This window comes from Pedobacter miscanthi (genome assembly GCF_032678605.1).
Lineage (GTDB): Bacteria > Bacteroidota > Bacteroidia > Sphingobacteriales > Sphingobacteriaceae > Pedobacter > Pedobacter miscanthi_A.
In genome coordinates, this window is record NZ_JAVTSU010000019.1 from 123020 (window position 1) to 136531 (window position 13512).

General features: G+C 42.4%; 11 protein-coding genes and 1 pseudogene. 8 read left to right on the forward strand and 4 right to left on the reverse strand.

Annotation, left to right across the window (positions count from 1 at the left end; all coding sequences use genetic code 11):
* Window positions 1–8: 8 nt before the first annotated feature.
* The 3 genes from R2R28_RS23655 (at window position 9) to R2R28_RS23665 (ending at window position 5383) form a co-directional block, all read left to right on the forward strand.
* The gene (locus R2R28_RS23655; protein WP_316828127.1) at window positions 9–1469 is read left to right on the forward strand and encodes a RagB/SusD family nutrient uptake outer membrane protein; all 1461 of its coding nucleotides are present in this window, start codon (window positions 9–11) and stop codon (window positions 1467–1469) included.
* 2 nt (window positions 1470–1471) lie between these two features.
* Window positions 1472–2620, forward strand: coding sequence for a TlpA disulfide reductase family protein (locus tag R2R28_RS23660; protein ID WP_316828128.1), 1149 nt, complete (start codon window positions 1472–1474; stop codon window positions 2618–2620).
* Between the two features lie 210 nt (window positions 2621–2830).
* Complete coding sequence (locus tag R2R28_RS23665; RefSeq protein ID WP_316828129.1) at window positions 2831–5383, forward strand: zinc-dependent metalloprotease; 2553 nt, start codon at window positions 2831–2833, stop codon at window positions 5381–5383.
* A gap of 127 nt (window positions 5384–5510) precedes the next feature.
* Here the strand turns inward: R2R28_RS23665 and R2R28_RS23670 are convergent.
* Together R2R28_RS23670 and R2R28_RS23675 are read right to left on the reverse strand one after the other, a co-directional pair.
* Window positions 5511–6035, reverse strand: a pseudogene (locus R2R28_RS23670) (alpha/beta hydrolase); the annotation flags it as partial.
* 891 nt (window positions 6036–6926) lie between these two features.
* Window positions 6927–7703 (reverse strand): SDR family oxidoreductase, encoded by a 777-nt coding sequence (locus tag R2R28_RS23675; RefSeq protein ID WP_316828130.1) that lies wholly within the window; start codon window positions 7701–7703, stop codon window positions 6927–6929.
* Window positions 7704–7891: 188 nt separating this feature from the next.
* On the opposite strand from R2R28_RS23675, the gene R2R28_RS23680 reads away from it, so the two are divergent.
* From R2R28_RS23680 to R2R28_RS23700, 5 genes are all read left to right on the forward strand, one after another.
* Window positions 7892–8839 carry a helix-turn-helix transcriptional regulator gene (locus tag R2R28_RS23680; RefSeq protein WP_316828131.1) on the forward strand — a complete coding sequence of 316 codons (948 nt, stop codon included), beginning with the start codon at window positions 7892–7894 and terminating at the stop codon, window positions 8837–8839.
* A gap of 70 nt (window positions 8840–8909) precedes the next feature.
* On the forward strand, window positions 8910–9272 hold the full coding sequence (locus R2R28_RS23685; RefSeq protein ID WP_316828132.1) for a hypothetical protein: 363 nt from the start codon (window positions 8910–8912) through the stop codon (window positions 9270–9272).
* Between the two features lie 488 nt (window positions 9273–9760).
* The gene (locus R2R28_RS23690; protein WP_316828133.1) at window positions 9761–10522 is read left to right on the forward strand and encodes an SDR family NAD(P)-dependent oxidoreductase; all 762 of its coding nucleotides are present in this window, start codon (window positions 9761–9763) and stop codon (window positions 10520–10522) included.
* A gap of 90 nt (window positions 10523–10612) precedes the next feature.
* Window positions 10613–11587 carry an alpha/beta hydrolase family protein gene (locus tag R2R28_RS23695; RefSeq protein WP_316828134.1) on the forward strand — a complete coding sequence of 325 codons (975 nt, stop codon included), beginning with the start codon at window positions 10613–10615 and terminating at the stop codon, window positions 11585–11587.
* 40 nt (window positions 11588–11627) lie between these two features.
* The gene (locus R2R28_RS23700; RefSeq protein WP_316828135.1) at window positions 11628–12074 is read left to right on the forward strand and encodes a nuclear transport factor 2 family protein; all 447 of its coding nucleotides are present in this window, start codon (window positions 11628–11630) and stop codon (window positions 12072–12074) included.
* A 313-nt stretch (window positions 12075–12387) separates the two neighbouring features.
* On the opposite strand, the gene R2R28_RS23705 is transcribed toward R2R28_RS23700, so the two are convergent.
* Both R2R28_RS23705 and R2R28_RS23710 read right to left on the reverse strand, forming a co-directional pair.
* A complete protein-coding gene (locus R2R28_RS23705) occupies window positions 12388–12882 on the reverse strand; it encodes a YybH family protein (protein ID WP_316828136.1) in 495 nt (164 codons plus the stop codon).
* 28 nt (window positions 12883–12910) lie between these two features.
* Window positions 12911–13309 carry a YybH family protein gene (locus R2R28_RS23710; RefSeq protein ID WP_316828137.1) on the reverse strand — a complete coding sequence of 133 codons (399 nt, stop codon included), beginning with the start codon at window positions 13307–13309 and terminating at the stop codon, window positions 12911–12913.
* Between the last annotated feature and the right edge of the window lie 203 nt (window positions 13310–13512).

Below are 13512 nucleotides of genomic sequence, written 5' to 3' on the forward strand. Positions count from 1 at the left end.
AGCGCAAAATGAAAAAGATAAATTTAGTTTTAATAGCATTGTTGCTGCTTTCAGTTTCATGCAAAAAATACGTTGAAATAGATAACCCAAGAGGTACACTCATTGATGCGGTAGTTTTCCAAAAAGACGCCACGGCTACAGCGGTATTGACGGGCGCATTGCAAACAGCTATGACAGGTTATTCGGTTAGCTTTAGTTACTACATGGGGCTTTCTGCCGACGAATTAGTCAACTATAGTGTATCAACTGATCAAACCTCTCTTTATAGAAATGATCTTACACCTGATAATTCATATCCCGCAGCTTTATGGACAAATGCTTACAAGGTAATTTATATCACAAATGCAGCACTAGAGGGTATTGCAAACTCATCAACTATCTCGGAACCGGTGAGAAAGCAACTTAATGGCGAGGCAAAATTTATGCGGGCATTTAGTTATTTCTATTTGGTAAATCTATATGGAGATGTGCCGCTACTACTCCAATCTGATTACAAGGTAAATATGGTAGCCAAAAGAACCCCAAAAGCAGAAGTCTACAAGCAGATTGTTGCAGACCTCATTGATGCAAAAGGACTGCTCACACCTGGGTATCTAGGTGATAACAATGCGACTTCAACGTCTAAAAACAGGCCCAATCAAGCAGCTGCTAAAGCACTTCTTGCAAGGACATATCTATATACAGGTGATTGGCAAAATGCGGAACTTGAATCAACAGATATTATCAATAACCAGACTTATGCCTTAGAAACAGACCTAACGAAGGTATTCCTAATTGTGAGCAAAGAAGCAATTTGGCAAATGGAAGAAGGAACGAGTGGCATTAGCACCAAAGATGGACCATTGTTTATTTTAAGCACGCTCACTACCGGACTACCGAACAACGTTTCCCTTTCCAAAGACCTGGCAGAATCTTATCTAGCTGGTGATACTAGAAAAGCACTTTGGGTTGGCGTGAGCAGAGGTGGCACGGCTACAGCTCCAGAAGATTTCTACTACGCCTATAAATACAAGCAGGGAATTGGAGCCACACCTGCAACTGAAAAGACGATGGTCTTAAGGCTGGCAGAACAGTACCTGATTAGAGCTGAAGCACGAATTCAACAGGCTGGAAAAATAGCGGACGGAATTGCAGATATAAATATTATTAGAAGAAGGGCATACGGCTTTAGCCTTACCGCTCCTTCTTCCGCAGATTTGCAAGCTACGATTTCCAAAGCTCAAGCCATGACCGCGCTGGAAAATGAAAGGCGGCTGGAACTCTTTACAGAATGGGGCCATCGCTGGTTAGACCTGAAAAGATGGAAAGGCATCAACAATCCGGCAATAAACCGCGTGGATGAAGTGATGCCACCTGTTACCTTGTTAAAAGGTGGGGCATGGAATACCAATATGCAACTTTACCCTGTGCCTGCAGCAGATAGGCTAAATGATCCAAATTTAAGTCAAAACCTAGGTTATACAAAATAATTATGAGAAAGTACATAATAGCTTGCGTATTGGTGTTATCCTATATTGCTGGAAACGCCCAAGAAGTTTTAAAGCCATTTACAATTAAAGGCACATTTACCGAAATTGATCAAGGTAAGGTAGTGATACAATACATCCAGAACGGAAAGCCTAAAATCGATACTGCGCGGCTTAAAAACGGCCAATTTAGCATAAACGGAATGGTAGGTTTTGCAACACAGGCGGTGTTGGGTTTAAAAAAGCCAGATGATGATAAAAACCTTAAATCTTGGGCTCCCAATGGTGAAAACATCCAATACTTTTATCTGGAAGGCGGTACCAATTATACGATCGTTGGGAAATCTGATGTAAAATCTGCCCAAATTACTGGCGGGGGTGCACAATCAGACCTAAATGCATTCAAGGTTCATGTGATGGCGTTGTCGAATAAGCTTGAAGTTAATAAATACAAGGATAGCATTACATTCTATGCCAACTCAGACACCACAAAAATGAGACTTTATAATCGAAGGTTTAACCAAGCCTACGAAAAGATGAAAGTCGCAGAAGAGCAGTATTTCCTTAACAATCCTGACAGTTACGCAACGCTGCTCAGTCTGGCCGGTTTGGATATAAATAAACCTTCTTCAAAGGCGATTTACGATAACTTGAGCAAAAGGCTGAAAAATACGCCAGCGGGCCTAACCATGGGGAACAACCTTTCCAAAATTGTATTGCTTCAACCAGGTCGAAAAGCAATAGATTTCACCCAAGCAGATGTTGATGGTAAGCCTGTATCGCTAAGTTCCTTTAAAGGCAAATATGTGCTGATTGATTTCTGGGCCAGTTGGTGTGGACCATGCAGGGCCGAAAATCCAAATGTGGTCAAAGCTTTTGAGATGTATAAAGAAAGGGGTTTTACTGTATTAGGAATTTCCTTAGATAATGTTAATCAGAAGAGTGCTTGGCTTAATGCCATAAAAACAGACGGACTAAATTGGACACAGGTTTCCGATTTGTTAGGTTGGAATAACAGTGTGGCCGCATTATATGGTGTTAGGGCAATTCCCCAAAATTTTCTGATCGGGCCCGACGGAACCATCCTCGGCAAGAACCTAAGGGGGGAAGACCTTGAAAAAGCACTTTCGGGAATATTTAAAACCGGCCTGTAAAATCGGCTAAGTTACAGACTGTCCCTCTGGTGGAGTACCGACCGATTAGGTGGAAACAGTTATCAATGAACGAATAAGAATAGTTAGTTTTTTGATGATTAGATTCTGGCCGGTGGATGCCGGCCAGGTTTAAATAGAAATACATCGGCTACCGGGATATAATAGCGGGGCAACGGCCGGTCAAATAAAATATAACAAATCATAATTTAAATGAACAGAATAAGTTTGATAGCCCTGGTGCTATTATCTATCAGTTATCAGGGTTTTTCACAGGGAAGAAACCCCAGAACGCCTGCGCCGGCTACGATCACGCCGGCCACCTCTCCCAATGCCATGAACCGCCCTGCTGGTACTGCACCATCCGGGCCAAAACCCTATAATCAGGTAATTACGGCGAAAGCGAAAACTGATAATGGGCTGTTCAAAGTCCATAATGTAGACGACCGTTTTTTCTTCGAAATCCCAGATTCGTTGTTGGGAAGAGAGATCCTGACGGTAAACAGGATCAGTAAAGCAGCAGCCGGCAACCGTGCGATGATGATGGGATATAGCGGTGACCAGATCGGTGATAATGTGATCAGCTTTGAAAAGGGCCCGGCAAATAAGATCTATCTCAAAAGTATTTCCTACAGTGAACGCTCTAGGGATACCACCGAACAGGGAATGTACAGGTCGGTAATGAGTTCGAACCTCCAGCCACTAGTAGCGGCATTTGATGTGAAAGCGTTTGCCAGGGATTCTATTTCTGGAGCAAAGGGCAGCGTTATCGACGTTACCGACTACATGAATGGCGACAATGATATTTTCTTTTTTGATGCTGGCGTAAAAAGAGGTTTGTCGTTGGGAGTCCAGATGGCCGACCGCAGTTACATTAAAGAGATCAAAGCCTACCCTTTGAACATAGAGATCAGAACCCTTAAAACCTATACCAAAACACCTGCTCAGATTCCGGGTGTCATAGTGGCCGGGGGCGGCAGTCCAGCTCCTGCAACCTATGAGCTCAACAGTTCTATGGTGCTCTTACCTTCACGGCAGATGAAGCCCAGGTTTTTTGATCCAAGGGTAGGTTATTTTGCAACTGGTTATGTTGATTTTGACGCCAATCCACAGGGGGTAAAAAATCAGTCGCTGATCACACGCTGGCGCCTAGAACCAAAGCCTGAAGATATAGAAAAATACAAAAGAGGGGAACTGGTTGAGCCTCAAAAGCAGATTGTTTATTATATCGACCCCGCTACGCCCAAAAAATGGGTGCCTTATCTTATTCAAGGGGTAAATGACTGGCAGGTGGCATTTGAAAAAGCAGGCTTTAAGAATGCGATCATCGCGAAAGAGGCACCAAATGATCCGACGTGGAATATAGATGATGCAAGGCACAGTGTAATCGTTTATAAGCCTTCTGATATTGCCAATGCGAGCGGACCGCATGTACACGACCCACGTACAGGGGAGATTCTGGAGACACACATTAACTGGTACCATAACATTATGCAGGTGTTGAGAAACTGGTATTTTATCCAGGCATCGGCTATTGATCCGCAAGCGCGTAAAATGCAATTTGATGATCAACTTATGGGTGAGCTGATCCGTTTCGTATCGTCCCATGAAGTTGGTCATACGCTCGGCCTGCGCCACAATTTTGGTTCCTCGGCTACTGTTCCTGTTGAAAAATTAAGGGATAGGCAATGGGTGGAGAAAAACGGCCACACACCCTCCATTATGGATTATGCACGCTTCAACTATGTCGCACAGCCCGAAGACCATATCACCCGAAAAGGGATTTTTCCACGGATCGGAGACTATGATATGTGGGCAATCGAATGGGGTTATAGATGGCAGCCTCAATTTAATACACCAGAAGAAGAAGCCACATTCTCCAACCAGACAATTATAAAAAGGATAGGGGCAAACAGCCGTCTGAGGTTTGGAACAGAAACCGATGCCAATGATCCCAGGAACCAGAGCGAAGATATTGGCGACAATGCTATGTTAGCTTCTGCCTATGGAATTAAAAACCTCAAACGTATTTTGCCCAACATCCTTTTGTGGAGCAAAGAGCCCAATGAAAGCTACCAGAACGCAAGAGCACTTTACCTTGAGGTGATTGGACAGTATACCCGTTATATGGGCCATGTGGTGAAGAACGTTGGTGGAATTTATACCAGCCCGAAAACTGTAGAAGAAAACGGATCAGTATTCCAGGCAGTTCCCTTTGCAAAACAAAAAGAAGCGATGGCTTTTTTAAACGCCCAATTATTTTCTACACCAAGCTGGCTGATCAACAGGGAATTAATCGACCGCACCGGAATAAGTTCAACAGATCTTTTTCAGACTGTTCAAAAAAGTACGCTGGCCAGACTTCAGAATGCATCCACCATTGGGAAAATGATTAACGATGAGGCATTGAACGGAACCAAAGCCTATACCGCGGTCAATCTTTTCGGTGATCTCAAAGCCGGTATCTGGTCTGAACTGAGTACGCATAAAATTATAGATGTATATAGAAGAAACCTTCAGAAAGCTTATGTGGACAACATGATCAGACTGATTTCGGCTCCCGCTCCAGCTGCCTCAGGCCTATTGCTACAAGGAGTGAGAATAGCTGACCCGGCAGCCTCTGACATTTCAAGCATCAGCCGTGCGCACCTAGTGGAGCTGGCTAAAAATATCCGCTCGGCAATTCCTTCCGCTAGGGGTATGAGCAGATACCATTTAGAAGATTTATTGGTACGGATCAATTCGGCACTCGATCCCAAATCTTAAGACTAAAGCCATTTCCGACAGATTTTCTGCAGGAAATGGCTTTTTGAACCGTTGTATATTAATCTATGCCACTGGCTATAAATGAAGCCCCGGTATAATTACCGTTGTTCCTAAGATCACTTTGCCCTTAAAATCCGTTCAGTCCTAACCAGGCGACTGCTCTGGTTGCCCAATGGTCGTTTTCATCTTTATTGAATGTTGCAAATCCATGGCCGCCTTTCTGATATATCGTCATTTCAGCAGGAACCTTAGAACGGTTGAGCGCTTGATAATAAGCAATGCTATTACCAACCACTGCTGTACTGTCGTCACTGGCAGCAAAAAAGCTGGTGGAGTATTGCGGTCTACATTCTGCTCGGGAGAAAACCACTTGATCTGTTCGGCGCTGATCTGATTGCCCAATAAGTTTTGCCTTGTTTTGGTTTTTTGGTGAAGTGAGTTTATCCGTGAAACTGATTACCGGATAGGCAAGAATAGTAAAGGCGGGACGAAGGGAAATATCTCCGGATGATACCATCAATTTACGGTATTGCGTAGAAACAAGCGCAGCTAAGTGCCCACCTGCAGAAAAACCGAGTAAACCAACTTTTATCGGATCGATGTTCCATCCGGCCGCTTTACTTTTTACCTGAAGCAGTGCCTCCTGTAAATCCTGAAAGGCAGTATATTCATTAAGTGCGGTATTTGAGTACGAAAGCCACCACGCCTAAGCGGCAAATTCTTCTGCAGCATCCTTTCCACCAATAGAAAGTGTGCCCCTTCCAATGATTTGATTTTTTCCTGGGTTGGTTTACAGGGGAGGATATTCATATCTTTCTTGCCCTCCAGCCAGCTCTGGTAATTTAAATACCAGCAGATAAGGACAATTACAAGCAGACTTGAAGGAATAAGGTTAAGCCAGTTTATTTTTGGTTTTTCTTAATTGTGGTTCCATGTTCCTGTTCAATTAGGTTTACATCCTGTGGGTTTATGGCAAAGCCCAATCTACCCATCCCGAAGAGATAGATGTAACATGGAATCGATCAGGAAATTTCTCGGATTTGCCACAATCCCGTTCGAAGCGTCTTTAATCTGCCCACCAGTAATGTCGTATCTTAAATAAGGATAACCAAGCTTGCTCAGATTTTTTTCCTCCGGGTATTCATCATGCTCTTTCTCTGTTGCGGTATAGGGAATTGCATTACTGATCTTGCTGAATTCTCTTGCAAGCCCTTCGTAATTCTTGCGGTTTGTATTCCTAACGAGCGCCTACCCCGAAACAGCCTATGTTTTTTAAAGACCGCTGAAAGCAGATACACTATTTCTTCTTTGCCGGATTTTAACTTCGTTTGCACTGGATGGTTGGGAATTTGGTTGGTTATGTTTAATCCGAAGTTAAGTAAATTTATCGCGATTTAAAGACAGATCTGCTTTTCGGGTACGATCACCTAATAAACAAATTGACCGGCTCACAATTTATCAGTGTTCTAGCCTCAGGCCGATGGCAGTTACCGAACGGCCTTAAAAATAAATCCCAAAGGTTTTATTGCCAGTTTGTTGAATGTTATCCTGCCATTTCAGCTGCACCTGATCTGCTTAACATCTTCAGCATAAATGCAGGGGCAATACGGCTCATCATTAGCATAATACGGGCAACACCAGGATAAATTTCATAATTATCATTTTTTAATCCTTTCAGTGTTGCATCAATAATCTTTTCGGGTTCCATCATTTGCTTGGGGTCGAATCCGTCCATGTCAATAAATTTGTCGTTCAGGGGTGTTTTTGCAGCAGGGGCAATCAACTCGAACACTTTTACATTTGTGTTTTTCATTTGTACACGGAGTGATTTTGTATAAGATCGAAGTCCCGATTTTGTGGCACCATAGATCGGTGATATTGGATAGGGGATCAGCGAAAGACCGGATGTTACATTTAAAATAGCGGCTGATCCTAGTGCCTTAAAATGTGGAAGAAAAGCCTGCACCATGCGTATTGGGCCCATCAAATTGGTTTCCACTTCACGGGTAATGTCTGTAAGACCTATGGAGGTATCATGGAGACTCAGCCTGCGCATTTCACCTGCGTTGTTGATCAGTACATTTAGTTTCGGAAATTGCGTAACCACATTTTCATAAAGGTCCGCTATATCCTTCGGATTGCTTACATCACATTGAAAGATATGCAAACCTGGTGTTTTTTCCGCAACTGCTGTCAGTTTTGCCCGGTCCCTACCTGTAACGATTACGGTATTGCCCAATTCCAATAGTTTTTTTGCGAATACCAACCCAAGGCCGCTTGTGCCGCCGGTTATCAATACCGTGTTATTTTTAAGTTCCATTTTTTTATATTTTAAATTGTTGATACAAATGTACACCGACTTCTATTCTTAGATTTACCCAATTCAATCCATTGCTTGTCAAATTCAATCATCGCGATAATTATGAAAAATGAAAGTGTACATTTGATTAGTAATTTACTGAAAATCAGTGTAAAATGCAATTATCCGATTCCAATAAGCTAGCTCAAATGAAAACAATTACAGTTCAGGACTTTTATAACGATACCGCTAAGGCTACCCAGGAAAATGTAGATTCACTGTTGCCGCCCGGAATACAAAAGGAAATAGGGCATTTTAATGTTTTTAGCCTGGTTGATCTGGTTGCCAAATACAAAAAGGACCCAGGTAATATGCTGTACAGCCAGCGGGAGTTTTATAAAATCAGCCTGATCAGGGGTAAAAGTATTGCCGAGTATGCAGACAAAGTAATTGAGATTGAAAAGTACGCCCTGTTATTTGCGACGCCTAAAATTCCTTATCATTGGATACCACAGGACCTTGATCAAAAAGGATATTTCTGCATTTTTACAAGCGATTTTCTTTTACCCTCAAAGAGCGGCGCTGTGCTGGATGACCTTCCCATATTCCGTCCCGGTGGATGTCCCGTCTTCGAAATTTCAGAAGCGCAGGCGGATGAGATGGTTTTGATTTACAAAAAAATGCAGGAAGAGATGTCTTCTACTTACCTGTATAAATATGACCTGATTAGGAACTTCCTGATGGAACTGATCCATTACGGACAAAAGCTCGAGCCATTAACTACCTATAATTATATCCATAATGCCTCAGCCCGGATATCATCCCTATTTATAGAATTGCTGGAAAGGCAGTTCCCGATTGCATCGCCGGAACAAAAAGTAACGCTACGCACAGCAAAAGATTATGCAGACCGGCTTTCGGTTCACAGCAACCATCTCAATAAAGTATTAAAGAAGAATACCGGCAAAACAACTACCGAACACATCAGCAACCGCCTGGTTCAGGAAGCCAAGATATTATTGAAACAGACAGACTGGAATATTTCAGAAATTGCCTATAGTCTCGGTTTTGAGCAGCTTTCCCATTTTTCTCATTTCTTTAAAAAGCAGACCAATCTGTCCCCTATCGAAATCAGGACCGGAGCAGATGGAATGTGATAGTCGATGGATTGAAATTGGTAACACTTGCTGATATGCACAAAGAATTTTTATTTAAATAATTAATATCATGATCATTAAAATTATTAGCGGCATTCTTATTCTTTTTTCGGCCTTTATGGGCGTTAGACAAGGTTTAAAAGGTTGGAATATCCGTCCAGGGGACACCGGGCCTTTTGTTCATATTCAGCAAGAACTGCAATTTAGTGAAAGAACGCTAAAGGTATTTGCGGCATTAACTATGTTAAGTGGCGTACTTTTGCTTGCGCCGCAAACATTCCTGTTTGCTAATATTTTGAATATATGCCTGTTTTTATTTCTGATCATCCGTTGGTTAATGATCGGAGATACAAAAGCAGCATTGTCAGAGGTTCCTTTCTTGCTTATCCCGGTTGTATTGATTTTTCTAAAACATCCTTTTGCGATGAAATAAAAAGCGAAAAAGTAGTGACTGTAAAAAATGATAAGCTGACTTAAATGTCGTTGACGTGAATACATTCACCCTTTAGTGGCAATCAAGATCGCGATCTACCACAGCTAAGCCTGCCTCATTCCTTAAACAGGAATGGGGCATTTTTATGTCGTTCCCTTAGCTTTCATGGATGACGTGCCGGGGCTCTTCAACACATTTATTGTCATATTCACAGGTATATAGGCAGTCAAGGTGATTGCCTGGCCACCCCGATATTTCCGACCTATGCGATCCGCATGATGTAAAATGCACTTTGTCATCCTTCGATTAACTATTAAAAATACATATTGATTTGAATTAGACAAGCAATGGATTGATTTGAATAAACCGTGCTTATGTTCCCCGGCTACCTTTGACCCATCAGATCCCTTACAGAGATTATAGGTCTGGAACAGGAAATGAGTTAAACTAAATCACATTCTTTCACAATCGATAAAATCAATATAAATATGAAAAAAAGTAAAATCGCACTGGTTACCGGTGGTAGCCGCGGATTAGGCAAAAATATAGCATTGAGCCTGGCAAACGCGGGAATAGATGTTGTCCTTACCTATAACGATAAACAAAACGATGCACTCGCCGTAGTGAATGAAATTATGAAAACCGGGCGGAAAGCAGTTGCTTTACAGCTGAATTCAGGCGAGGTAAGCGGATTCAAATCTTTTTTTGAAGAACTGAATATAGCACTTGAAAGCACTTTTGACACAACGCATATCGATTTTCTGATCAATAATGCGGGCATGGGCGTCTATGCGGATTTTGCCGAAACAACAGAAGAAAACCTTGACCTGTTGATCAATGTCCATTTTAAAGGCGTTTTCCTTTTGACGCAAAATGCATTACCGGTAATGAACAATGACGGTGCAATCATCAATATCTCCACCGGGTTAACCCGTTTCACTTCTCCAGGTTATTCAGCGTATGCAAGTGTTAAGGGGGCTATGGAGACGCTGACCCTTTACCAGGCCAAAGAACTCGGCAGCCGCGGAATCCGCGTTAATATCATTGCACCAGGTGCCATAGAAACTGACTTTGGTGGCGGCGTGGTGCGGGATAATGCGCATGTTAATCAACACATCGCCGGTGTTACGGCCCTTGGCCGTGTCGGCTTGCCTGATGATATCGGCGGCGTCGTGTCATTTTTATGCACCGACCAAGCAAAATGGATAAACGCACAGAGAATTGAAATCTCGGGAGGAATGAATCTTTAAGCTTTGATGAGCCGGTCGACTGTTCTCAACATTATCATTGGACTGTTGCGGTCGGTCTGCTTATCCTATGAACAAATTAACATAAAAAAAATGAAAATTATTAAAATAGCACTTTTGCTGACCATCGCCTACTTCAGTTTGTATCAGGCGGTCGCAAATGGGACAAACATGGCGAAAATGAACACAGTAAGACTTAATGCAGATTCTTCATATACCGTTGAGGCTGCAATTTCCAGAGACGGAACAAAAATTGGATACTGGAAATATGGCCATGGTCCCGGCCTGATCATTGTGCAGGGGGCTATGGGGACTGCCTATCATTACAACGAACTGGCGATCGCTCTGGCCAAATATTTTACGGTTTACGTACCCGACAGGCGTGGCAGGGGGATGAGTTATAAGTCTTATAACAAGGATCACACCATAGACCGGGATGTGGAAGATCTTCAGTGTGTCATTGAGAAAACAGGTGCACATCTGCTGTTCGGGCTGAGTTCTGGTGCGATTATAGCGTTGGAGACTACACGCATTACACCTACCATCACCAAAACGGTGTTATACGAACCGCCTTTTTATGTGGATGGCCTGCCGGTTAAGAAAATCTCATTAATTAACAAGGAAATTAATGAGAACCACTACCCAGCTGCCCTGGTAACGATATTTCAGGCAACAAAGGTGGGTCCGGCAGTTTTTAACTTTCTCCCCAATTTTATACTTAGGTCCTTTACCAGCTCTTTCCTGAAATCAGAAGCTAAAAATGGAACCGGACTTTATGCACCGGTAAGTGTGTTGATCCCTTCTACCCGCTACGATTTCAAGGTAGTATTGGACAGGGGCAGTAAAGTACAGATTTACAACACCGTAAATCAAGAAATATTATTGCTTGGGGGCTCAAATAGTCCGGCCTATTTAAAGAAATCTCTGAGCGAACTGGAAAAGGTGCTGCCAAACAGGCGGCGGACTGAATTTAAAGGACTGGACCATTCGGGGCCCTGGAATGCAGCCAAAGGCGGCAGGCCGGAAATAATCGCCGGTTCAATGGTTACTTTTTATAACGGAGAGTAGTAGCTTGCAAAGTATTAGATAAATCTAACCATAAAAGAATATGATCAAACCGGTAGAAATAGTTGAGGCCATGCGCATAGCGCTGGAAGCAAGGAATTATAATGACTTTGTAAAGTGTTTTGCAGAAGACGCGGTATTGGAACTGCCATTTGCTTTACCGGGTAGTCCATCCCGCTTTGAGGGGATTCATCAAATCCGGGCGCGGTTTGGCGATACCAGTCAGTTGCACACTATCAATAAACTGTTTGATCTGCATGAAGTAACAGCGGTGCAGCATCAGGGCTTAGACCCTGATGTCGTTACTGTTGAACTGAGGATAACCGGTAAGAATATTGCAACAGATGCCATTTTTGAGGTTTCATCGTCTATTGCCGTTATCCGCTTTAAAAATAGTCAAATTGTGCACTACCGGGATTACCCCAATACAATGGGGTTGGCGGGTGTTATAGGATTGCTGCCGCAACTTGCCGCATCGTTGTCAAAGTAGCGCTCATCAAAGAAAAAGAGACTGTTTCAAAGCATGAAACAGTCTCTTTTTTATAATCCATCCAACTTTATATTTACGTTTCTGATCCGTATACTGCTAATCTATTTGAAGAACGGGGCGTGAAAGATCAGATCAATTGCCGTTTCGGCTGCGGTTTATAGGGAAATGTACCCTGTTATATTGTACGGAAAAATTTCGTCGGAGCTTAAGAATGGCTTCCTGAAAAAAAATGCGCTGATCACTCCGGGTGGTCAGAACCTGAACGGTTTGGCAATAACAAGGGTTGGCCATACCATTCAGGTTATTTGTTGAATTACTGGTTGCCGTCCATTTTAGGCGGCGCTTCTGATGTGTGTTCGTAAACTATTTTCCAGCTATTATTGACCTTTGTGAACAGTAAACTAGCAATATGTGGGTAGTTTTTCATCTTTTGGCCAGATTGAAGTTCTATCTCAACGGTACCCGTCCAGGTGCATAGTACCATCGTTTGGGAAAGGATTTTAAATTCCTCTTTGTTCTTAGTATACTTTAGTTTCTTGACATACTTAAAAGCCTTTGCAAGTCCTTCAGATATACCCTGGTAATTATTCACCGAGCCGTCGGGATTGATGCTTTTGATCTCGGGAGCATATTCTGACAATATACCCTTTATATCTTGAGTATTGACGTAATTGATAAATTGGGTATTGATGTTAGATATTTCTTTTTCTGCTCTTGTTTCCTGGGCTGATACCCTATAAGGGGCTAAAAAAGATGTTGCAGTTACGAATATCGAAAAGATTATGCCTGTTGATTTTTTGATTTTCATCGTCTTGTTTTTAAAATTGATAAAATGGTTATTTTGTTGTTTTGGTATTGTTGAAAATGTAATGGGAAATCTTCCATTCTCCTGTTTCTTTGCGCAGGACAAACAGTTCTTTGTTTTCCAGGAAAATCTTTTCTCCGCTGGCAATGACCGAAGTGGTAACTTTGGAATTGGTCCGGACAACCGCATTCCCGTCGTTCAGGATAACTTCGTCTATAACATATTCAATATTGATTTTGGCCATGTTGAAAAGAAACCCGAATGTTTTAACCAATTGGTCTGCCCCCTGTGCAACAGGTGCATTATTGGCCATGTTTATTCCATCGGATGTAAATGAAGCGACTGTATTTGGGATATCTGCGGCATTAAAGGCATCGCTGAATGAAAAAATTAATTTTTCTATAGCTGATTTTTCTTGTGGTGTTTCCATATTTTGCATGACACTTTTGTTTGTTAAGTGTTATGCAAAGTAAGGCCATATTGAAAAGAACGGCCCATAAACAAGGTTAGGAAAAATGCTTAACCTAGATTAAGGGTAATCTATTTTTTCGCGTTGGTACGACGGACTTTACTTAAAAATTCCGGAGTGATGCCGATATAGGATGCAATCTGGGTATTGGGTAATCTGTTGGC